Genomic DNA, 22,776 nt, shown 5'->3' on the forward strand with positions numbered 1-22,776 from the left:
TCTTCTAAACATATTGACGACCTCCTTATTTTTTAATATTGATTAATACTACATTATCCATTCTATACCTAAATTTGAAAAAATTCAATACATCATTTAAAATTTTTTCTTCAAATTTGAAATCTAAGTTCATTAAATCCCTTCAAATATTAAAATTCTTATTTATTTTTTGTTAGCTCTGCAATACACTTATTGGTATTATTATTGTACAGCTCACCATGATAACATATTACCGTTTCAATATCATATTCTGTAAGTTTTTTTAGAGATTTTATATTTAAATCCGCATCAAAATTAATAAAATCAGGAGCTTTCACAAGCATTCCATCTTCAACAGCTAAAATATCTCCTGCTATAAGGATTTTGAGCTGTTTGAGATACAGGCAAATATGTCCTAAAGTATGTCCAGGAGTGTGAATCACCTCAATTCCTCCGCAGTAAGGAAGCTCTTCTCCATCAATTAGTGTTTGATTTACATCTGCTTTGCAGCCTTCAAAGCCTGCTTTAAGCTTTTCATATATAATTTTCATATCATCTGACAAAGAGCTAAAATTAGCTTCAAGTTGAGCTAATTTAATTGGTGTTTTTATACCGTTAATATATGCTTCCTCTTCTTTATGCGCAAGTGCTTTCACACTGTTAGGTAGTTCCTTTACAATACTAGAAAGGCTTCCAATATGATCAATATCATGATGAGTAAGAATTACCCTATTTAGTTTATCAAATGATACACCAGCATCTTCAATTGCCTGACGAATTTGAGGTAACTGTCCCGGATACCCAGTATCCACCAAAATTACTATGCCTTTATCATAAATCAATGTTGGATTAATAATTCTCCTACTCCCCATAACATTGCTGGATACTTCAAGCATTTCAACCCCATCAGCTATTTTCATTATTTATTCTCCTTTCATAAATAATTTTTTTCACAATAACTATTGACTTTTGCATTGCAATATGTTATGATATTATTGTATAATTGTGTTTTATAATTATACAATACTTTCATGTATAAATCAATAAATAGATTAAAAATAATATAAAACGTATACCTATTATAAGTAGATATACGTTTTAATTTTTTTCAATCTTTTACGAATTAACTTTTCCTATTATAACCTAATATAGATTTTTTTTACTTCAAGTTTGAATTTCTATATACTTTAATGGTATAATAAAGAACATCAGCAAATATATTGATAAAAATAACTTGATAACTGGCTTAAGGAGGTAAACGAATTGAATAAAAAGACTTTATCTGTTATTTTCACGCTGGCATTGACTATAATTATAAATGCTAATATCTTAGCTGCTCCAAGCACATCAGATGCTCTAAAGCAAACTCAAGATAAAAAGAAAGAGTTGCAATCAAAAGTTCAAGAATTAGACAAGCAAATTGATGATGTAATAAAGAAAATTGACAGTAATAAAAATGATATGAATAAAATTTCTCAGGATATGAAAAAAACTCAAGTTAAATTAGAAGATGCAGAGAAAAACTCAAAAGCTCAAGAAGATTTATTTAAACAAAGAGCAAGAGCTATGTATATAAATGGTACTGGCAGCTACCTTCAAGTAGTTCTAGCAGCAGATAACTTAAGTGATTTTATGTCAAGAGTAGATTTAATTACAAAAGTAATAGGCTATGATAACAAAGTTGTTGCTAAACTGAAAGAACAAAGACAAGCTATAGCAAATCAAAAAGAAGCTTTAAATAATGAAAATAATAAATTACAAGCTTTAAAGACAAGCAATGAAGTTACTTTATCAAAGTTGAGTAAAGATATAAAAGAACAAAGATTGCTTCTAAGCAAAACCACAGAAAAAGAAAAACAGTTAGTTGCCATGGAAACTGCATCCAACCAAACATCTAAAAACGTTTCCTTATCCCGTGGTATGTCAAAATCTATGTCTTATTCGCAGGTACTTAGCATGCAGGCAACTGCCTATTCAGGTGATGGGGTCACTGCATCAGGTACCTCAACGCAGAGAGATATAGATGGATATAGTACTATAGCTGTGGATCCTAGAGTTATACCACTAGGTTCTAGAGTTTATGTAGAAGGATATGGATATGCTGTCGCAGAAGATATAGGTGGAGCTATTAAAGGAAACATAATAGATGTGTTTTTCCAATCGGAGTCTGAAGCACGAAGTTGGGGAAGAAGATCCGTTACAGTCTACATACTTAATTAAAGAAGAGGCTGTCTCAAAATAGGTTTTCACAAAATATTTGAGATCACTTGTAAAATAAAGGATTTAGCACTAAAAATAACTTATTTCTTAGTGCTAAATCCTATTTTTATCCGATGATTACTCAGCTTGTTTTACTAATCTCTTCATAACATCTCTTAATTTTGGTGTTCCGAGTTCTTCATGGGCTGTAGCCATAACTAGTTTTATATCATTATCTGATTGATCCCATTTATAAGCTTTAATATCGAAAATAGCTTCTTCAGGAATATACTCTTCAATATCAGCTGCAAGTTCTTCTGCTAAAGTAAGATATTCTTCAAATAACTCCTCTTCTGTTAGTTCAACTATATTATATTCCTCTTTCATGATTTCATTTAAAATATTTATATTAATACTTAAATTAAAGGCTAGTATATCCTCTCTTTTTGAACCTTTGCTCATATCTTTGACTACTTTAAATTTTGTATTTGCTTCGATTAGTTCTTTTATTTCTTTACTATCTACAATATTATTACCAAATACTATATACATTTTTTATCTCCTAAAGCTAATTATTTTTAATTATTATAGATTATATCATAAATTTACATTTCATACACCAATAAGCTATTTTACTTAAACAAACTTCCTAAGATTTTGTTACCCTCTTTACTTACTACTCCATAGTTATATATTCCCACCAACTGACCTTCATATTGTATTGATTTCCCTGTAGCTATTTCAGTTACAGTTTTTTTAGATGAATTATTTATGTATATTCGTCCATCTCTTAATATATATACATCTTTTTTATTTGCATATTCTTGTAATTGATATGTCTTCCAGTTCTTTTTATCTTCATTTAAATTAGCAACAAATATCTTATTTATATTCTCATCCTTCCCATTTCCTATACACATCTGATCATTATTGTCAGTACCTAACAAATAATGCTCAGCATTCTCCCCTGTAGCTATTGTCTGTTGGTTCTTGCCCATTCTTATTCTATTATTACTTCTATCTTCATATATAAGCTGATCTCCATCTTGATTATTTATAACCGCCATATTTCCAAGTATAGCTTTCGGAAGTTTTACCATATTCATTTCAGTCATACGATTTATTCTATATATTCGATTTATTTGCTCATTTGTCTTTGCAGCAATATAAGTTACATTACTTGCTCCAGAAAAGACTATGTTTTCAATTTCACAATTACTGTTTGGCAATAGAATTTCAAGTACTTCATTTTCGTCATTTTTACGCTCTGTTTTAGAATCTCTCTTAGCGTCATAAGCCTCGAGTTTTAAATACGTTGATTTTTTTCTTGAAAACTTCTCTGCTATAAGAATTACATCACTTTCTATATCCCACGTATAATAAGCTATTTTTGAACCATCTTCTACAGATACTTTTCTCTCCTTATTGCTGCTAGTGTCAATTACGTATATGCTATCATCTTTGTAATAGGATATATAATTTCCATTGCGAGAAACTTTTATATTTTCTGCATCATCAGGTATTTTAGTGTTGATTTTAGTATGAGAATTTTTTAAAGAAATATCGACTTTTTTCACATTGAAACTGGTTTTATTTCCAATGTAAAATTTATGTATAACAAATAAACCACTTAATTCTAAAATTATAGGAATTAAAGTCAAAATAATTATTTTCTTAAGTACTTTCATTAAGGTTACACTCTCCTCTAAGGCTTTATATATATTGCAGTAGCTACAGTTCTCTCCCCATTCCAATCACAGGGATTATTTATTACTTCCCCATTTAAATACATAGTAGAAGAAGATCCACCATCTAGATTAGTAGCATTTTCTACCCCCTGCTGTAAAAGTATATTTTGGACTTCTTTTAAAGTAGCTCCCGGTTTACTCACCCTTCTTCCATCAATAACCAACAATACAAGAGTTCCATCGACTTTTTGACCTATAGCGGTTCTCGGATTTAAACCTACTGCATCTACAGATACAGTTTTTCCATTTATTATAAGTGGAGGGTCAAAAGAAATTGCTTCTTTTACATTTTGTGATAATAATTCATCTAAACTATGCATTCCAACTATAAGCTTTCCAGTTGAAGTAAAAGCTGCTACACTCACTTTTTTACTTGGATTTACATTATTAATACTTTTTCCTTCAGATATTACAATTCCATCAGGATATGCTCCTGTACCTACCCAAAGTTTATCATTTGTCCCTTTGTCTACAAAGCCTCCTCCATTTATCGCTGCAATTGCTCCATTATCTTGTGCTATTTCACTTGTTTTTTGTCCAACTTGTCCTAGTTTTTTAGTATAACCCACTTTTAATCTGGTTGGGTCTTTAACTTCAAGTATGTAGCCATCAAACCTCTTATCTGGTATATCATATCTTTCTATTCCCTTGTCATTAAAGTGCTTTATAGTAACATTATCCTGATTTTCAGTCTCTTTTTCAGATATCTCACCACTTTTACTTTCTTTCATTATTTGATTTATCTTTTCATTAGATAAAAAAGTAGTAGCTATATACTGATGGGTGAAAGTTTTCATAGCTGTATTAACTACCATATTTGTAACATCTTTAAAAGGACCATAAAATACTAATATGGGTGCTGTTATTATAACAACTATAATTTCATAAATTATAAAAGGTAAGAAAAACTTGAAGGTTCTTTTATTCTTTTTATTCTTTCTACTCTTTCTATTCTTATTAACATTTACCATATTATTTTCACCATCTCCTACTTAATTCTTATTTTTACTTCGCCAATATCCTCTGCAAAGTTTTCTGTGCCATTATTATAATTAAGCTCATTTATTACTAAATAGAGTTCTTTTGAATTATTGAAATAACAACTTTGAAAATCTAAATCTATGCATTTATCGTCATCCATCTCTTTAAAATCATTATCAGAAAGCATATATTTCGTTCCCTTTTCATCAACTAAATAAGGTAATCTGTTGTCGCCAGACTTACGATTTTTGGTAAATGTGCGTCCTATTGAATAACATTGAGATGAATCTATTTTATTTTTACCTAATTGTATTTTTGTTTCTATACGTGTAGGATATATTTTAAAAGATTTTATGTTAAAATCCGTATGATTTGCAGAAAATTTAATGTTACTATATACTTGTGTTTCTTTACCTACTAGTTTCGGGTCAATCTCTAAATTAAAGCTCCAATCCCCTTTTATACTTATTGGCTCTCGATCAAATTTTGAAAGAAAATTATCATATTTTTCTTTTGAATAGCTCATTTTATAAATTTCAGTGAAGCTTATAAACTTTAAATTCAATTTCTCAGGTATTTTACTTCCGTCACGACTTGATATCTCTAAAGCTCCATAAGTTTCCTCATTTTGTCCATAGTTTTTAATATTATTACCTAGGGATGTAACTATACATCTATATTTTTTATTAAATGTCAACAGAAAATCTCCATCCCTATTGTATAGCATTGCTGGAAGCTCAGTATAATAGTTAAAGGTGCTATCTAAAAGATCATTTCCCTTATCATCTACTATTTTAAAGTTTTGAAGAAGAAGATTTTTAAGTCCTTCTTTATTTTCCCTACCATTCAAAGTGTAGAAAACAAACAAATTCTTATCATCTGCTGCTATGCTATTTATGGTAACCTTTATATTTTTATCTGTTTTAGATTCATTTATACTTTGCGCCAGCCCTTCTTTTACTATAGTTCCTACATTTTTATCATAGTGATACTGCAATTCTCGAGTTATGGATGGCCCCATAGTAACACTACTTAATACTTGAGCAAATACTGGCATAAATTTAATACTAGTAATAAATAAAATAAATATAGATGCCACAGCTATACTTATTTTATTGATCTTTGATTTTTTTATTAGTTTCTTTTTCTTGTCTTTTATCGCTCTATTGATTGCTTTTTCAACTACATCATCAAGTTTGTCCGAAACTTTTATCTGTTCAAATCCGTTTCCAGGTTTAAAATCCATTTATATAAACTCCTCCTTTAACTCAACTTTTAATTTCTTTAAAGCTCTATGTAAATATACTTTTGTGGTTCCCTCTGGAATCTTCAGAACTTCTGATATTTCTGAAATAGTCATATCTTGAAAATATCTTAAAATAATTATACTTTTTGACTTTACATTTAATTTATCAATGGCGTTATAAAGATCTATGCACCTAGGTATATCAAATTCTATGTCTGAAATATTTAGATTAAAGCTTTCAACTTTTTCATATTCATCTATTAGAACAATTCTTTTATTCTTTTTTAATCTATTTATTGCGCTATTTATAAGTATTCTTGTAATCCAAGTATTAAAATACTGTGGATTTTTCAATTTATTTATATCCATATAAGCTTTATATATAGTATCACTTACAATGTCTAAAGCCTCTTCTTCGTTTTTCAAATAAGCAAAGGCTATCTTATAAAGCTTTTCTTTACAAGAGTTTATCAATTTACTAAAGGCAACATCATCTCCTTTTTGAGCCTTAGCTACTATATCAATATCATTCATCTTTCCACCTCTTTACCCAATGAAAAATGCCAACATTTTTCTCTTGTTACACAAATTAGACAAACTTATTATACAAAAGGTTACACTAAAAAAAATAAATTTTACAATAAAATAGGTGCAGCGAGATCACTGCACCTATACCTTAAACATCATATTTTTCTATTTTAGTGTCTTAAACTCATATCCTTGACTTTTTAAATATTCTATAATTTGAGGTAATGCCTTAGCAGTTTCTTCTTTGCCATAGGTATCGTGCATTAATATAATAACCTTTTCTTTGCCTGTTGTAGTTGATTTTACCTCATCTAATAGCTGTGAAGCATTTTTCCATTTACCTTCTGCATCTGCATTAAAGGCATTCCAATCTACACTACACAAATTTTTTTCCTTTAGTTTAGCATCAAAAGCAGGTAGATTAGGATCTTTATAGTATTGTCTAGATATATATCCACCAGGCATTCTTATGATTCTTGTATTAAAATCTTGTCCAAGAATACCTTTTAATGCATTATTAGTCTTGTCCACTTCTTGCATAAAATAATTTACATTAACTCTATTGTGAGGGTACAACTTTGATAAACTATGAGTATAGCTGTGATTCCCTATTGCATTACCCTCTTTAAAAGTTCTCTTTATCATTTCTTTACTTCCTTCATTCCGTTCTACATTTGATCCAAGTACAAAGAAAGTTCCCTTAATATTATATTGTTTTAATACATCTAGTATTTGGGGAGTTACAGTAGTAGACGGGCCGTCATCAAAAGTTAAATAAGCAATTTTTTTGCCATCATTAACAAGTGCTTGTTCAGCGTTAACACTTTCATTGATACCTTCATTTTTTTCTTGTGTGACAGCTTGGCTACTGTTAGTATTGTTTGCTTCAGTATCTGGACTTATATTTTTCACCGAATTGCTTTCTTTTGTTGTATTTTCCCCACTTTTAACTGGTTCATCTATACTTTTATCACTACCTACGCTAACTTTACTCTGATTAACTTTGTTAACGGAAGTTACATTGTTATTTTTAGCATTATGCAAAGTCTTAAATTTAGATATTATGGCCATAGAAGATATTATTAAAATTATAATAAAAATACCTACTCTTATTCTTTTTTTTCTAATTCTGTTTTTTCTTAATTTAATATTTCTTCTTCTGATTATATCTTGCATTTTTACTCTCCAGTTCTAAATTAATCTTCTATTATATCAAACGCTTGTCTAAAATAAGTACTTATATTATATATAGAAGTTATTTATAATAATTTCCATATATATATTGTATCAAATTGTAGAATACAAGAAGTTACAAAAACACTAAAAATTATTACAAATTAGTTACAAAAATCTTAAATATCAGCTATTAAATCTTAATAAATAAAATATTTCTACATAATTATAACATTGAAATATTTTAATAACTTTCTTTTAAATTATAAAATCTAGCAGTATTTCTTTTCTGCTAGATTTTATTTAATAAAGCTTAAGTTGTTACAATTTTTGCTTTTGTTTTTATAGGCACATTCTCCATATCTTCTGCTCTATTACACTTAATATAAACTATTGAAACTACGAATGAAATAATATCTGCAGCAGGATAGGCTATCCATGCCCCTAATACTCCAAGCTTAAATCCATAGACCATAATATGAAGAAGAGGAATAAGAACTAGTATTTCTCTAAATATTGAAAGCAATAATGATGATTTTGCCATTCCCATTGCTTGATAGTAGTAGATTGCAACAAAATATGCCCCTACGCAAGGAAATACTGCAATTACTATTCTAAAAGCGCTAACAGTGTAATTAATAATATTCTGATCATTAACAAATAATCCAATAATCTGTTTTGTAAATATCATTGTTACTAACCATAGGAAAATTGATGTTATGGTTACTGATTTTATTGAAAGCTTTACTATTTTCTTCACTCTATCATAATTTTCTGCTCCATAATTATAGGCTGCTATTGGCTGCATAGCTGAGCTTATACCTATAACAGTAATAAACAGTATCATTGATACTCTGGTTACGAGACCTACTGCAACTATCGCCGTATCTCCTCCTATTTCAACAAGCATCTTATTTAACACTACAGCTAGTATTGCATCTGATATTTCTACTATAAATGTAGAAAAACCAACGAATATTATTCCTTTAGCTATACCTTTATCTAATTTACATTCAAAGTTTAAGCCCATTTGCTTTTTATTCTGTATAAATTTAATCAGAGCATATATAAAAGCAGCTATTTGTGAATTAACTGTAGCAATTGCAGCTCCTTCAACTCCATAATTAAATTTGACTACCAGAATGTAATTCATTATAACATTGCATATTGCACCTATAGAAATACTTGATAAAACAATCTTTGTATTTCCAAAGGCTGTTAGGATGTAGGACATTAAGAACATTAGACCTTGGAATAGTGTCCCTATTAAAATGATTAATATATATACTTTTGCATATGGAAATATATTTTCACTGCTTCCTAGTTTTATAATCAAACTATCACTAAATATAAATATTGCAATTACTAAAAATAGAATTATTGAAGTTAATACAATAAATGCATTTGGAATTATTCTTTTAACTTTTGAATAGTCGTTCTCACCACAACTTCTCGAAACTGCACTAGAAGTTCCTATTGCAACAAGCATTGATACAGCAAGAAATAATCTTTGCACTGGAAATGCAATTGTTAATGCACCTATTCCTACTGCTCCTATAGCCTGACCTAAGAACAATGAGTCAACCATATTGTACATTTCAGCTACTAATAATGAGAGTATAGCGGGAATGGAGAACTTTAGCAATAATTTGCCTATGTCTTCTGTCAGGAATTTGTTCTTTTCACTTCTCCTGCCTCCATCTATTAACATAACCTTTCACCTCAAAACTTTTTTATTTATACTTCTATTATAAAGTTTTCCTTGAATTCCAACATTCACTGAGTTGCTGAACAAAAAGTACAAAGTTGCACAAGTTAAAATATTTATGAATTATGAAATAACAAAAAAACACCCTAAAATAGGTGTTTTTGTACTTTTTGAAGAGTAATTAGCACAGCTCCGTACCCTTCTATCTTTGATATTAAGTTATATACAGGCTTCTTTTTGCAAAATTTAAAGACATTCTTGGCTCTGAGATATTATACAAAACATCCATTTCCTCATAAGTAAGCCTTTTTGGTCTCCCCATAAGAATCCAGTTATTAAAAGCAGATCCTATTTCTTCTCCAATTTCATATACAGTTACCTTATAATCATATTGAAGATTCTTAAGGGATAAAGATATTTCCCTTTCAGTAACTTGCTTCTTCCTTTTTTGTTTTATTGACTTTTCATTTTCTATAATCTCATTTAGATCTTCACTAAAGCTATAAATAAGAATTTGGTAATTATCTTCATAACTAGTTACAATATATCCATCCTCCTTTTTAATTAAAACATCCCCCAACTTTGATAAAAAATAATATGCATAATAAGATGCTTTTCTTATACCATTAAGGGTTGTTATGCCTGGCGAACCAAAAAATAATTCATTACTCATAACAGAATTTTCTTCAACAGTATCATAAGCTTTTAAGAATAACATATTATTTTTTTCATTTATGAAGTTATGAATTATGTAAGGAATCATGTAAGACGTATCAAAAATAGAGTTTACTGTGTTATTCTCTTCAAAAGCTTCCTCTATTATATCTTCTAATTCATACTTATCAAATATTTCTTGGGCAGCTTCAATGTAATCTTGCGGAAGATCCTTTGCTGTTCTAAACTTCCAGTTTTGGATTTCCTCTATACCATATAGATCTAGAAAATATAGAATAAAGCTTTCTAAAAGCCTTAAAAACAAGTCTATTTCATCAAATATTTTATCTAAAATTATCATAGGAATAAGTTTAATATCTACCATAAAATTCATAAGCTTTTCAACTTCGTTCCAATTAAGAAAATCTAAATTTTTATTAAAATAAATTCTCATATCCCTATGAAATAAATACTGAACTATACCATATTTAAAGCCTATATTTTTTTGAATATCCGCTGCAAAGCTTTGCTCTCTCTCTTTTAAAAGCTCTATTCCATCACCTAGATTTATTGTCTCTCTCCAATAATCGTTAACTTCACATCCTAAGTCAGAAACATCAACATTTATCTTAATTATCTCTTTTTCATAATTAAATCTATCATAATCTTCAAGATATGTAGAAATATACTCAATTGCATCCTCAATATTAAGCTCTTTGTAATTTTTAGTATTTGTGTATTTTTCTTCTGAGATATAGTTCTTTCTCCTATACTGAAGAGGCGTTATATTGTAATACATTTTAAAATATTTATTGTAATAGCGAGTGTGTGAAAATCCTACGTCCTCAGAAATATCTGATATAGTTTTTTCTGTATCCAATAAAAGCTTAACTGATTCATGAACTCTGGTAGAGTTTAAAAACTCTTTAAAATTAATACCTGCCATATTTTTTATTTCATGAGATAGATAATACGAACTTAAAAATTCACGTTCTGCTATGTCTTGAAGGCTTATCTTATTCATGTAATTGTTATATATAAATTTAGAAATTCTATGATACCGTTCAAATTGTATATCATTTTCCTTTAAGCCTTCTTCATCATATAGTAAATAGTGAAAGTTATTTAACAAGTGAAATAACAGCTTTACCATGTATTTTTCTATCTTTTCATCATAATCATCACTTTTTTGAATTACTTCACAAGCAAGTATAGACAAAACTCTTCTTAAAACTTGATACTTTTCTTCCTCCTGTGCCCATTCTACCGTTGAGTTAGTATAAAAATATATATTTTTTACATCGTTATAGTATTTTTCAAAGAATTCTAGATCCATTTTAAATACTAATATTTTGTTCCCCTCATCATTAGAATATATTCTATGGGGCTCATCTGCATTTACTATTTCAACTTCTCTTTCAAGCAGCTCATATGTCTCAGACTCTATCTGAACATATATGTTTCCTTTTAAAACAAATATTATTTCTACACAGTTATGCCAGTGAAGCGGATAATCCTTAACTGTGTTTAAACTGATATTGACAGGAAGATGCTCCATGAAAGTTACATATTCCCTTCTCATAAACCTTTCTCCATTTCTTTATTTAATAATGTTATTATTTCAATTTTACCATATATATCTGATATCATTTGTTAAAATATAGTTACACTTAATATGAAATTCAGAAATTTATTTTATGTTATTCAATTAAAATATATTGTTTTTTAAAAAAAATTTATTGAATAACAATAAAATTAATGTTATTATATATCTAAGAAAAATTTGTTAATGGGGGAATAAAAATGAACTTTATTGGAGAAAAATCTTTATCATCTTTTATCTATAAATTTTTAAAAATTTGTCTTATCGTCCTACTTGTATGTATCCCTTTAGTAATTATAGGAATAGCTGTTGATTATTCAAAAGGAGTAAAAGATTTTTATGATTTAACATCATCTGGCTTGATGCTATCATTTATACCACAAGCCAACAATGAATTTATTGCTAATTATAATATTAAATCTCTATTGTACAATATACCTGCAATAATTACATCTCTATATATACTATATTCTTTAATTAAATTATTTAAAGACTTTTCAAAAAATAAAATTTTTGAAATAGAAAATTTTAAAAGAACAAGAATTATTGGTATATCAATAGTTTTACTAGCAATATTTGAAAATGCAGCGAACTATATTTCTGCTCTAACAATAAACAATTTGTCAACTAATGGTGTAACTTTTCACACTGACCTTGTATCAGTTATAATAGATTCAAGATATATAGGTGGTTTAATAATTATAATTATTGGAGAAATATTTAAAAGAGCTATTGAACTAAAAAAAGATCAGGATCTCACAATATAAATTATAACTAATCGTTGGATGGAGATGATGCAATGTCAATAATCATAAGATTGGATAGAGTTATGGCTGATAGGAAGATATCTCTTGGAGACCTGGCTGATAAAGTTGGTATAACTTTATCAAATCTCTCGATTTTAAAAACTGGAAAAGCTAAAGCTATAAGATTTTCAACTCTTGAAGCAATATGTCGTGAGTTAAATTGTCAACCTGGAGATATATTAGAATACGATCCAAATGTTAAAGAAGATAACTTATAGAGTTCTAGGGTGAAATATCTTCACTTATAAAACGAAATGTTTTTTACTGATAGTTTATGTAGAAAAACCATTTCTACACTAAAAATATTTTATCAATTTAAGGGGATAGTTCTATGAATTTAAGTTTATTTAAGGAAATTAAAACAAGGCACTTGTTTTTAAAAATGTTTTATGCAACAATTTTATCTATAGTAATACTTATATTATATAAAAAAGTTTTTAACGGAACTTTAAGAGATGATAATATTGAATTTATTGCTGCTGTAATCACTTCATTATTCTTTGTGTTAATACTTCAGTTTATGAGACAAAACAAAATAACACTTATGCAGATTATAGGGAAACCATCTAGTAAAAAATTCATATTGGAAGTTCCTCTAACTTGGATTATAACGATAATAGGTGGCATAGGAGCAATGTTGGCAGTAATTTTTATAGTATATTCTGCAAATCCTAACTTATTAAATTCAGTAAATTCAAATTTTGTTTCAAAACCTTCCATTTATAGTACACCTTTTACTGTTGTCATAGGCTTCATATATGGAGTGATAATAGCGCCTATAACAGAAGAACTTACATTTAGAGGTATATTGTTAAATAGATTTCACAATAAATACGGGGTAACTAAAGCAATCATATATTCTTCATTAATATTTATGATAGTGCACACAAAAGTAAACCCATTATTGTTTTTTGTTGGAGTAAGTTGTTCTATTCTTGCTTATAAATACGATTCTTTAATTCCTTCTATTTTGCTACACGCTGTAAATAACTTAATTGTCCATTTACGCGATTTAATGACACCCTCAAATAGTTCTTCTACAGGTATTTTTAATCCCAATTTGGGTGTTTTCATATTAGGAGTTGTTTTATTGTCTATATATTTACTGTATATCTACAAAAATTATCCTAAACGAAATTTATTGAATGTAAATAACGATTATATTAAACATATATAGGGTTTCAAAATTGAAATGTTCGAATCAATATTTAAATTTAAACCTAAACCCCAAAATTGTTTATATCACTTCTTTTTAAGGTTTTTAGAAAAACAAACTTGGAATAAAATTGAACTAATTTGAAAAGTTTTTTTGACGGATTTTTGACGTCAAAATAATTTTAATTAAAAAGCTCTGGATTACTCCAGGGCTTTATATTGTTCTATCCAAATTTATATTTTAAACAGTATCCATTTACATGTACTTAACTCGTATTTAATTTCAAATAACTTTTGTGCTCCATTGACACATCCTTGGCAGTTAAAGATAAGCATATGATTTCCGTCCAGCTTCTCTTTATCCCTACTTATAACCTTATCTATTTTTATGGTAATAGATTCGCCTACTTCTCCATCTAACCGAAATCTGACTGGATTCAGCACGCCCTTTTTATCAAACCAAGCTACCATCTCTATTGACTTTGCTATTACCTTCATGTCTCAACCACTCCAAACAAATATTTTATAATCAGATTATATACGAACACTTGTTTGTAGTCAATATGGTGATAGTTTTTGTATGTCAACGTTACTTATATCGTGGCTGGTTTCTTGTAATGAATCAATGGCTGCTTCCATATAACGTGTATTCCATACAACTATAGCATTAACAATAAGACCTAATGCTCCCATTACCCCAATTCATAGAGCATTGCAGACCCAACAAGCAAACGAATGTCTCCCGCGGCAAAATCGTCTTGGATATGCCGCTCATCCAGAACGCCGCAATCCAGGATGATGAAGTTATAATCCTGATTCAACTCCCTTGTGAAATAAAAATCGCTACCCTCCATGACATAGGCATTGCCACTTTGTTCAGGCTGAAACAGATGGATAATGTGGGCTAGGTGACGGCTGGTGTTGACTTCTACGTAGCAGGCCGAAGTGCCGTGATTGTTCAACCAGCAGACCAAATTGAATGCGGTAGTGGTAACGTATATGAAATTATACAAAATTGTTAATTTCGTTTATTTTGTATCTTTTTTATGCTATATTGAGTATAGCAAATCGAGACAATAATAGTGAATCGATTGAAATTAAAATTGGGGAGGAACTAAAAATGTTTAAAGTGATGTCTTTTCTTACGAAAAAAGAAGGGTTGAATACAAAAGAATTTATTGATTATTACGAGAATAATCACGTACCTTTAATTGCAAGTATTGCTCCTGTTCCGGATGGATATAAAAGAAACTATATTATTGGGGGTACAGAAGAAGATTTTGATGTAATAACCGAAATGTCTTTTCAGGATCGAGAGGCTTATGAAGCTTGGGTAGCTAAAATGTATGCACCAGATACTGGGGTAATTGAAGATGAAACAAGATTTCTTGATAGGGCAAAAACAAAACCACATTTTATTGAAGAACATAAGACGGATAAGTAATTTGGGGGATATTGAAATAGAAAAGCACTCCTTTTATAGAGTGCCTTTTTATATTGCTTTATTAGTATAAAAATAAGTAGGATATTAGATAGATACAAATTAGACAAATAAACATATCTTCTGAACTTCTTGTTTTAAATAACTTGAAGCTATAATACTTACTTTTAATTGGATATAGCAAAGGTACACCTGTAACAGTTAAGCTATCCAATAGTAAATGCGTACCATAATTAAGTCCCCATAGCAACCCTAATTGTAGACTATATATGCTGAATAGGCTTGATGTTATTAACAATGCTAGTGCAGTATGAGTAATCCCTCTATGCTTTAAACCTATTTTATAATCCCAACCTGCTACAAATGATTCTGCTAAAACTATAGGAAAAAACAGAATGTTAGTTGCATTTATAAAAGGTAATGTTGCTGTAGCTCCAGCAAAAATATGAGTTCTTTTCATCATAAATTTTTATCACCTCTATCTAAAAACATATCAAAAAAGGTATCCAATTCACTGGATACCCTAATGTTTCTTAAGCTATTGATTTTACTTACTTTATATCATTGATTTAAATTGTGATACTATAGTACTATCTATTTATAACTTAATATCTTTTATATTTTTAATTTCTATATATTTTATTCCTCGCACCTGCTCACGCCTCTTGCACTTGCAGACAATCCAAAATTCTATTGCTGCTTTAGTTTCTGCCAGTGTCTCCATTACGTCTTTTATCTTAGTTTCTTTTGTGCGGTTATATATATCAACTTCTAATATTATTATTTTGCCCGTTTTTAAGATAAATATACAATCAACTTTATTATTTTTTATTTTATATTCTCTTCGCATGACTTTTAGATTATTCTTCACCCTAAGATAACCATCTCTATATACTATATTCTTTAAGTGTTTACAATTTCCTTCTCTTGTTAAGAATATAGGTAGTAGTTTTCTTCTTGGAGGTAAAATCATGAAATTAGAATTAATAGAACTAGTGTATTACGGTTTTGGAAGTGCAATTATATTACTGTTTATATACATAACAGCACTAGCATCATTTTTTTATTAGACATATAAGAAGTGTACGAGAAAAAGATTTTTAACAAAGAGCCCGTATCCTAAAAAGATACGGGCTCTTATGCTATAATAAAATTCCTTTATTTGTATTGGTAAAAACTATATAATTGTATTAATACGTAAAGTCATATTCGTAAATTATTATGTTCTAAAATCAAATTCATACAAGATGGAGGGGGAGGATAATCATGGTTTTAGAAAATCAAGCAGACATATTCTCTATCTTTCATGATGGTAGTTTTACAAAGTTTATAAAAAATCAAAGTGATGTTGAATTTATAATTGAAATAGAGTATTTAGCAGAATTAATAAACCCAATGTTTTCACTATTTAAAGGTAAATTGAAAAATTGTACCAAACTTGAATATCATGTGTGGGGTGAAGAACATAGGATTATAGATAATTTAAGTACTTTAGGAGCATTAGATTTAGAGGTTTTGTATGCAGAAGTTAAGGGCAATTACATAGAGGCAAAGTGTTTTGATGATGAAAATTGCGGGGGAGACTTAGTTATTGTCACAGATGATATAATTATTTTTGATGAAAATAATCAAGAAGTCCTGCTTAATAAGTTAGTTGAAATTTGTAAGTCGTACTGGAACAGTAAGCATAAACAATAATACGCATTCTTCTTATATGGAGAAGCAAAAGGATGGTGATTCAGTGAAAGAAATACCTGAGTTATGGGAACTTATAGCACTTTTTGAGATGGAGCCTTTATATGTTTATGGAGAAGAAAAAGATATACCATGGTTTTACAGTACAATTAATTTTAAACTCACAAGAAACAGAGAAACTTTGGATATAACATTTTCACCAGCCAATGGTATTACTGATATTTGGGTACTTACTGGAGATAGAAAAATAATGCAATTTAACCTTGAAAATGTAGAAGGAATGAGGATAGAAAAGTTGCATAATAAAGAAATTTTGCATATTCTTTTTCCTAACGATGATGTAATAGAAAAGTTTTATATCGAAACAAATCCTCAAATCTATGTTTATTGTAGCAAAGCAAGGTTCTAATAGTGCATGCTTTTCTTATATCGTAAAACTAACAAGTCCTACACTCTTGATTAAAAGAATGTAGGACTATTTATTGCTGTAATAAAATTAACAATCTAAAATAGAGGGTATTTATAGTTTATACAGTTATAGGATAATTATTATAAAATTTATATAACATTGCTTAACCTACATTAAAGTAGTTATAATTTAATATATGTTCTCATATCAAAATAACAGTTTCTATACAAAAACCATGTAGCTGGCTTAATACCGGCTTATTTTTCTCCTACCAAATGTCTACGATTATATCCCTTTGAAAACCGTCTTTTTCTCTGTCACTATTCTTTTCTATAGTAATAATATCATCTTTTATATTTAATATGTCTCCTTCTTTTGCTTCTATAGGAATATTAATTCTTTTTATGTCTACTATGCCAAAATCTTCTTTCCTGCAAATAGCATATATTTCTTCAAACCTTATTATTGTAGCTTTCATTAGTATTTCTCCTAAAACCTATTATTCAATATTTTATCATATTTATATCTTATAACATCTATCTTACAAAACTCTTACAAAATCAATACACATATTAATCTAGAGATAAGCTTTATTACTATGATTCTTATTTTGTAAGCTAACAAGTGACTGTTGTAAAATGAAAGTTTTGCTGTTTATTCTATTTTTTATCCATGCACTTATAAATCTTGTGACATAATCTAAGGCCATAAATATTACTAAAACTACTAAGCATGTGTCCCATCTACTAAATAGATAGGTTAAACTAATTTTAAACCCTTATAAATTATAATTTTTTGGTATAAGCACAGTTAGAAGTTTTTTTCTTTTCATTTAAGTCAAGTTGGTTGTAGGTGCTTATAATAAAAATAAACCCTTGATAAATCAAGAGTTTATAATCATAATAAACGTTTTAATATTGAAACTCTATAGTTTTACTCAACTAATCCACTTTCCTTAAATTGATGAACAAATTTTTTACCTATCTTATTTATCTTTTCTTTCAAGAAAATTCCAATCAATATCGATGCAATAAAATATAAGAATAAAATAGTCATATTGTGGATTAGTACATTTCTTAAAATACCTCCAACTGCCTCTCTCATTCCTCCTATAGCATAGGTAAAAGGTAATAGAGGATTTATATATCTGAAAAAGGATGGTGTCAATTCTATTGGAAATGTACCTCCTGAGGCTGAAACCTGCAGTACCAACCCTATCATCACTAAGGCCTTTCCTACATTTCCAAAAACAGATACTAAAGTGTATATAATCATACTAAATATAATACTTACATATATTCCGTACAGCACATATATAAAAGGAGCTGAAACATAAGTTTTTAAGAGAAATAAGTTACCCATTGTTACTACAAAAGCCTGCATAATTCCAATAGTTACAAAAGTAAGATATCTCCCAAAAAATTGATCTCCTGCCTTTATTTCCAATCCATCATCAAAGCTTTTAACTTCTACTGATAGCAATGAAAGTAGTATAAAAGCTCCTACCCAAAGAGCAAGTATAGTATAAAAAGGCGCCATAGCTGAACCATAGTTTGGTATTGGAAAAATTCTGTCCTGTTTTATCTCCACTGGATCTGATAGAAAATCGCTTTCTGCTTTTGCATCCCTTTTTAGTATCCTTACAATCTCATCAAATTTTTTATCACCACTTAAACTTCTTAACTTCTCAGCATTCGAGTGTATATCATTTTGAACTGTAGGGAATTTATCCTTAACTTCCTTTAATCCTTTTACTCCTATATCAGTTCCAGTTTTGACTCCTTGGAGTAAACTATCAACTAATGGAATGTTCTGCTGAGCATTTTGTAAAAGTTGTAATGTATCATTTGAAATTCCTGCAAAATTTTTCATTGTATTTTCAATTGCTGGAGCTGTTACTGAATCAAAATTGCTAATCATACTACCTGTTAAATCTGAAACTTTATTAGCTCCGTCTATTGCAGCATCTATATTTTCAGGTAAAACTTGTTTTCCATAATCTATACTACTAATCATAGAATCAACATAAGCTTTTTGGTTTGCCATCTGATTTTTAGTACTCTGAAGCTGACCAATAAAGTTTGCTATAATATTATTATTTAAAGTTTTATTAATGGATTGAAGCAAATTTATACCACGACTAAGTCTTTCTATTCCATCGCTATACCTACTGCTAACTGTAGCCAAAACCTCTCTAATCTTACCACTGTCAGATGCTTCAAAGGACTTAGCGCCATTTAAAAGAGTCTTAGCTGTATCCGTTGAGCTTTTTATAAGTGCTAAATCTGCTTTTATAACTGGTGATATAGTCTGCAATGAATTCGTTGCTTTTCCTATTACTTCATTACTTGTTTTAGCAATATCTGTTGTTTTGTTCAGTGTGTCAGATATAACAGGTACATTTTTTTGTACATTTTGTACATATTGCTGAAGTACTAAAGAGCCTGCATAGGCATTGTCTATATCTCTGCCAACATCAGGCATCTTATTATCTATATCAAGGATAACATCAATAATTCCCTGAAGCTGTGGTTTAATGTGTTCTAAGTCAACTCCAAATTGGTTAATATAAGAGAGAACTGTATCACTACAGGTTTGAATAAATGATTTTGTTATTTCCTCTTGAAGGCCAGTTATTCCTTTTTGAGTAATTTTAGGAGCTATAGCATTTATCTTTTCGTTAACAGCATAAATTAGTTCTGCTTTTTTGGTGTATCTTTCTTTGCAATAGAAAGAAGATTTTCCGAGAAATCCTTAGTGATTGTGATACTAGCATAATATTTGCCTGTCTTTACCCCATTTTGAGCCTCGCTTTGACTGACAAATTTCCAACCTATGTTTTGGTTATCCTTTAACTTTTTTACCACATCATTTCCTACATTAATTTTAACATTCCTAAATTCTGAACCTTCATCTAAGTTAACTACTGCTACTGAAAGATTTTTAGTATTTCCGTAGGGATCCCATGAAGCTTTGATGTTAAACCATGCGTAAAGTGATGGCAAAATAGTTAGGGCTAATATTATTATCAGCGCTACATAGTTTGTATATATGTTTCTTATATCTCTTTTATAAATTTTAAAAATACTTTTCATATCTTTTTTTAAATTCTGAAAGACATTTTTCATAAATCTCGCCCCCGTTTCGCTGAACGTTGTAAAATATTCACTAATGTTATTTACTATTTTATCATAATTATACTAAATCATCATAGCGGCGCAAGTTTATTTTAAAATCACCTATTAAATAATTATAGAATAAAAAAGCTTAGAATAGTAATATTCTACTATATCTAAGCTCTTTATAGCGTATGACAGTCTATAAATCCAGGTAGTGCATAATGTTCTTTAACATCAATAACTCTTAATTTATCTGATTCAAAGTTTATATTATCAGCTATCTGTTCTATTTTCCCATTCTTCAACAAAATATCTTTTTTCAATATACTGTAATTTTCGAAATTTATTAACGTACAATTTTTTAGCAATATAGGCTGCATACTTTCACCTCATAATTTGCTGTAATAATCTCCCTGAGCATATATAATTCCAAAACCTATTATTTACTTAAAATGTTTCATTATACATATAATATACTCGTAACTGAACTCTATTCTAAACATAGCAAATGAAAAATTACTTAAGAGATAAAGCCTATTTAAACTAAGATACTTTCACCTTCTTTTTCTCTAAATAATTCAAAAATATTTTGTCTATACAAATACCCATAGTTACCAAAACAACACCAAAAAGCTTAACATATGAAAAATTCCCACTAATTATTATATCTATTATAAAGCCAGTAGCTAATTGACCGATTAAAATTAAAATTGTTGAGTACGTCACCGGAATCTTTGGCAGCGAAATAATTGTCAACACTAATGCTGCCAATCCAAAAACTCCACCTAAATATACCCATGTCGGAACTGACTTTATAATACTTAAGCTAAAGATATTATTACTCCTTATTACAAGGACAACTAGTATTGAAATAACTGATGCCACAACATAATTTACTAAAGTTCCATTAAGTAATCCTATCCGTTCTGATAATTTAAAGTTAATCATCTTAGAAATTACTGCTATAAATCCACTTACAAGTGCTAACACTAATCCAACTACCATGTATCCACCTCTATTCTTATTAAAAGCTCATGTAATCTAATTTTTATTTTATTATTAAATATAAACCTATAAAGATAATCATAAAAACTGGCAATCTCTGTACTTTGAATTTAACTTTTTTTACTCCAAAGAATCCAAAGTGATCTACTAATGCTGAAATTACTATTTGTCCTAATAATGATAGTGCTATCGTTAACGTAGCTCCTACTAGTTTAAAACTAAGGCTATTTGCTGAAACTAAAATAACCCCTAATATACCAGCGGAATATAGTAGAAAAGATTCTTTTCCAAATTCTATAGACTGTTTTTTAACTAGTTTTATATATATAACTAACAAAATTACTCCAATAATATGAACAATAAAGCTAATCTCAAATACATTCAAATAATTACTCAATAATCCATTCAATGTTATCATTATAGATAAAAAAATTCCTGCTGTTATTGCTAAAATCACATTCATTGTAGTAACCTCACCTCCTGATTTTTTAGTTTTTCCAAATCAATAATTATAATTTTTCCATCTTGATATTCTAAAATATTTTCTCGCTTCAATTTATTAATTATCCTATTAATACTTCTGATTGATGCAGCCAAATCTTCTGATATTAATTCTTTTGATATAAGTATACTATCAGATTTATTTTTACTATATAGATTTAAGGCCAACCGTACAAATTTATACTCAAGATTATAAAACACATCATTAGATGACTTTTCTATTTTTGAATAAAGTTTACTGCTAAGTTTAGTTATAATAAACATTGAAAAGCTTGTGTCTATTTCTAGCCATTTTACATATGTTTTTCTAGGAACCATTAACACTTCACAATCTGATAGAGCCTCAACTGTACAGATATATGTCTTATTGTTTGATAATTCGAGCTCCCCGTAAATCTCTTCCGGTCCAATAATAAGTTGTAAATAATTTGTTCCTAATATAGAGGTTCTATATATTTTATTAGTTCCTTTTAGCAATATATGAAAATGTCTAGCTTCAAAGCCTTGTTTCACTATTTTTTCTCCTTTTTTAAAGTTTTTAACAATAAACTTTTTCTTTATTTCACTTGGACAATTTTCAATTATATCTAAAATGTTTTTTCTCATCTTATCCCTCCTGTAATAGATACTACATTATAAGTTAAAACAGTTAAAGGACATTTGTCCTAAGATAGTATTTTTGTATTTCAGCGAATTATGCTTTCATATTAATCACAACTCTATAAAATACTCATATTATAATTAATGAATTAACTCTATTTCAATATTTTCTCAAAACAAAAGTAAAGACTTAAAACTTAACTTCACCATAGTTAAGTATATAACC

29 protein-coding genes are annotated in these 22,776 nt (G+C 28.8%); 7 read left to right on the top strand and 22 right to left on the bottom strand.

Translation table 11 applies throughout. The annotated features are described in order from the left end of the window. Nucleotides 1–158 precede the first annotated feature (158 nt). Nucleotides 159–899, bottom strand: a complete 741-nt coding sequence (locus RCG18_RS27565; protein WP_308039158.1) for an MBL fold metallo-hydrolase — start codon at nt 897–899, stop codon at nt 159–161. Nucleotides 900–1,242: 343 nt separating this feature from the next. On the opposite strand from RCG18_RS27565, the gene RCG18_RS27570 reads away from it, so the two are divergent. Then, complete coding sequence (locus RCG18_RS27570) at nt 1,243–2,199, top strand: 3D domain-containing protein (RefSeq protein ID WP_308039159.1); 957 nt, start codon at nt 1,243–1,245, stop codon at nt 2,197–2,199. 117 nt (nt 2,200–2,316) lie between these two features. Here RCG18_RS27570 and RCG18_RS27575 read toward each other — a convergent pair whose 3' ends face one another. The 8 genes from RCG18_RS27575 to RCG18_RS27610 all read right to left on the bottom strand — a co-directional run bounded on the left by RCG18_RS27575 (nt 2,317) and on the right by RCG18_RS27610 (nt 11,798). Beyond that, entirely contained in the window at nt 2,317–2,730 is a 414-nt protein-coding gene (locus tag RCG18_RS27575; RefSeq protein WP_308039160.1) for a hypothetical protein, read from the bottom strand. An 80-nt stretch (nt 2,731–2,810) separates the two neighbouring features. Then, entirely contained in the window at nt 2,811–3,866 is a 1,056-nt protein-coding gene (locus RCG18_RS27580) for a hypothetical protein (RefSeq protein ID WP_308039161.1), read from the bottom strand. A 17-nt stretch (nt 3,867–3,883) separates the two neighbouring features. Further along, nucleotides 3,884–4,897: a phosphodiester glycosidase family protein gene (locus tag RCG18_RS27585; RefSeq protein ID WP_308039162.1), complete on the bottom strand. Its 1,014-nt coding sequence runs from the start codon at nt 4,895–4,897 to the stop codon at nt 3,884–3,886. Between the two features lie 17 nt (nt 4,898–4,914). Then, entirely contained in the window at nt 4,915–6,153 is a 1,239-nt protein-coding gene (locus RCG18_RS27590; RefSeq protein ID WP_308039163.1) for a DUF4179 domain-containing protein, read from the bottom strand. Then, nucleotides 6,154–6,687: a sigma-70 family RNA polymerase sigma factor gene (locus RCG18_RS27595; protein ID WP_308039164.1), complete on the bottom strand. Its 534-nt coding sequence runs from the start codon at nt 6,685–6,687 to the stop codon at nt 6,154–6,156. 159 nt (nt 6,688–6,846) lie between these two features. Next, nucleotides 6,847–7,857: a polysaccharide deacetylase family protein gene (locus RCG18_RS27600; RefSeq protein WP_308039165.1), complete on the bottom strand. Its 1,011-nt coding sequence runs from the start codon at nt 7,855–7,857 to the stop codon at nt 6,847–6,849. A 310-nt stretch (nt 7,858–8,167) separates the two neighbouring features. After that, entirely contained in the window at nt 8,168–9,565 is a 1,398-nt protein-coding gene (locus RCG18_RS27605) for an MATE family efflux transporter (protein WP_308039166.1), read from the bottom strand. Nucleotides 9,566–9,776: 211 nt separating this feature from the next. Further along, nucleotides 9,777–11,798, bottom strand: a complete 2,022-nt coding sequence (locus RCG18_RS27610) for a helix-turn-helix domain-containing protein (RefSeq protein WP_308039167.1) — start codon at nt 11,796–11,798, stop codon at nt 9,777–9,779. 221 nt (nt 11,799–12,019) lie between these two features. On the opposite strand from RCG18_RS27610, the gene RCG18_RS27615 reads away from it, so the two are divergent. The 3 genes from RCG18_RS27615 (at nt 12,020) to RCG18_RS27625 (ending at nt 13,802) form a co-directional block, all read left to right on the top strand. Further along, complete coding sequence (locus tag RCG18_RS27615; protein WP_308039168.1) at nt 12,020–12,586, top strand: DUF2975 domain-containing protein; 567 nt, start codon at nt 12,020–12,022, stop codon at nt 12,584–12,586. Nucleotides 12,587–12,618: 32 nt separating this feature from the next. After that, nucleotides 12,619–12,843 carry a helix-turn-helix transcriptional regulator gene (locus RCG18_RS27620; protein ID WP_308039169.1) on the top strand — a complete coding sequence of 75 codons (225 nt, stop codon included), beginning with the start codon at nt 12,619–12,621 and terminating at the stop codon, nt 12,841–12,843. 113 nt (nt 12,844–12,956) lie between these two features. Beyond that, nucleotides 12,957–13,802, top strand: coding sequence for a type II CAAX endopeptidase family protein (locus tag RCG18_RS27625; protein ID WP_308039170.1), 846 nt, complete (start codon nt 12,957–12,959; stop codon nt 13,800–13,802). Nucleotides 13,803–14,014: 212 nt separating this feature from the next. Here the strand turns inward: RCG18_RS27625 and RCG18_RS27630 are convergent, their stop codons facing one another. Genes RCG18_RS27630 through RCG18_RS27640 form a run of 3 tightly spaced genes read right to left on the bottom strand, consistent with a single transcriptional unit; the run spans nt 14,015 to nt 14,634 of the window. After that, complete coding sequence (locus RCG18_RS27630) at nt 14,015–14,278, bottom strand: hypothetical protein (RefSeq protein ID WP_308039171.1); 264 nt, start codon at nt 14,276–14,278, stop codon at nt 14,015–14,017. Between the two features lie 60 nt (nt 14,279–14,338). Next, nucleotides 14,339–14,473, bottom strand: a complete 135-nt coding sequence (locus RCG18_RS27635) for a Tn3 family transposase (protein WP_308039172.1) — start codon at nt 14,471–14,473, stop codon at nt 14,339–14,341. Next, a complete protein-coding gene (locus tag RCG18_RS27640; protein ID WP_308039173.1) occupies nt 14,473–14,634 on the bottom strand; it encodes a hypothetical protein in 162 nt (53 codons plus the stop codon). The genes RCG18_RS27635 and RCG18_RS27640 overlap by 1 nt, the downstream gene beginning before the upstream one ends. Nucleotides 14,635–14,900: 266 nt before the next feature. Here RCG18_RS27640 and RCG18_RS27645 point away from each other — a divergent pair, with 266 nt between their 5' ends. Beyond that, complete coding sequence (locus RCG18_RS27645) at nt 14,901–15,224, top strand: EthD domain-containing protein (RefSeq protein WP_308039174.1); 324 nt, start codon at nt 14,901–14,903, stop codon at nt 15,222–15,224. A gap of 61 nt (nt 15,225–15,285) precedes the next feature. On the opposite strand, the gene RCG18_RS27650 is transcribed toward RCG18_RS27645, so the two are convergent. Both RCG18_RS27650 and RCG18_RS27655 read right to left on the bottom strand, forming a co-directional pair. Next, on the bottom strand, nt 15,286–15,684 hold the full coding sequence (locus RCG18_RS27650) for a metal-dependent hydrolase (protein ID WP_308039175.1): 399 nt from the start codon (nt 15,682–15,684) through the stop codon (nt 15,286–15,288). 135 nt (nt 15,685–15,819) lie between these two features. Further along, nucleotides 15,820–16,194, bottom strand: coding sequence for a hypothetical protein (locus tag RCG18_RS27655; RefSeq protein WP_308039176.1), 375 nt, complete (start codon nt 16,192–16,194; stop codon nt 15,820–15,822). Between the two features lie 293 nt (nt 16,195–16,487). On the opposite strand from RCG18_RS27655, the gene RCG18_RS27660 reads away from it, so the two are divergent. Together RCG18_RS27660 and RCG18_RS27665 are read left to right on the top strand one after the other, a co-directional pair. Further along, nucleotides 16,488–16,919: a hypothetical protein gene (locus RCG18_RS27660; protein ID WP_308039177.1), complete on the top strand. Its 432-nt coding sequence runs from the start codon at nt 16,488–16,490 to the stop codon at nt 16,917–16,919. 16 nt (nt 16,920–16,935) lie between these two features. Beyond that, entirely contained in the window at nt 16,936–17,325 is a 390-nt protein-coding gene (locus RCG18_RS27665; protein WP_308039178.1) for a hypothetical protein, read from the top strand. Between the two features lie 268 nt (nt 17,326–17,593). Here RCG18_RS27665 and RCG18_RS27670 read toward each other — a convergent pair whose 3' ends face one another. The 8 genes from RCG18_RS27670 to RCG18_RS27700 all read right to left on the bottom strand — a co-directional run bounded on the left by RCG18_RS27670 (nt 17,594) and on the right by RCG18_RS27700 (nt 22,556). Continuing rightward, on the bottom strand, nt 17,594–17,803 hold the full coding sequence (locus tag RCG18_RS27670; protein ID WP_308039179.1) for a DUF3006 domain-containing protein: 210 nt from the start codon (nt 17,801–17,803) through the stop codon (nt 17,594–17,596). Nucleotides 17,804–17,902: 99 nt separating this feature from the next. Beyond that, entirely contained in the window at nt 17,903–18,094 is a 192-nt protein-coding gene (locus tag RCG18_RS29205; protein ID WP_374119171.1) for a phage holin family protein, read from the bottom strand. A gap of 164 nt (nt 18,095–18,258) precedes the next feature. Then, nucleotides 18,259–19,809 carry a YhgE/Pip domain-containing protein gene (locus tag RCG18_RS27675; protein WP_308039180.1) on the bottom strand — a complete coding sequence of 517 codons (1,551 nt, stop codon included), beginning with the start codon at nt 19,807–19,809 and terminating at the stop codon, nt 18,259–18,261. A gap of 209 nt (nt 19,810–20,018) precedes the next feature. Then, the gene (locus RCG18_RS27680) at nt 20,019–20,453 is read right to left on the bottom strand and encodes a YhgE/Pip family protein (RefSeq protein ID WP_308039181.1); all 435 of its coding nucleotides are present in this window, start codon (nt 20,451–20,453) and stop codon (nt 20,019–20,021) included. A 173-nt stretch (nt 20,454–20,626) separates the two neighbouring features. Then, nucleotides 20,627–20,824 carry a hypothetical protein gene (locus RCG18_RS27685; RefSeq protein WP_308039182.1) on the bottom strand — a complete coding sequence of 66 codons (198 nt, stop codon included), beginning with the start codon at nt 20,822–20,824 and terminating at the stop codon, nt 20,627–20,629. A 163-nt stretch (nt 20,825–20,987) separates the two neighbouring features. Continuing rightward, nucleotides 20,988–21,449, bottom strand: a complete 462-nt coding sequence (locus RCG18_RS27690; protein WP_308039183.1) for a DMT family transporter — start codon at nt 21,447–21,449, stop codon at nt 20,988–20,990. A 43-nt stretch (nt 21,450–21,492) separates the two neighbouring features. After that, nucleotides 21,493–21,912, bottom strand: coding sequence for a DMT family transporter (locus RCG18_RS27695; protein WP_308039184.1), 420 nt, complete (start codon nt 21,910–21,912; stop codon nt 21,493–21,495). Continuing rightward, the gene (locus tag RCG18_RS27700; protein WP_308039185.1) at nt 21,909–22,556 is read right to left on the bottom strand and encodes a Crp/Fnr family transcriptional regulator; all 648 of its coding nucleotides are present in this window, start codon (nt 22,554–22,556) and stop codon (nt 21,909–21,911) included. Before RCG18_RS27700 ends, RCG18_RS27695 begins: the two co-directional genes overlap by 4 nt. Between the last annotated feature and the right edge of the window lie 220 nt (nt 22,557–22,776).

This window comes from Clostridium sp. OS1-26 (genome assembly GCF_030915445.1).
GTDB lineage: Bacteria > Bacillota > Clostridia > Clostridiales > Clostridiaceae > Clostridium_AM.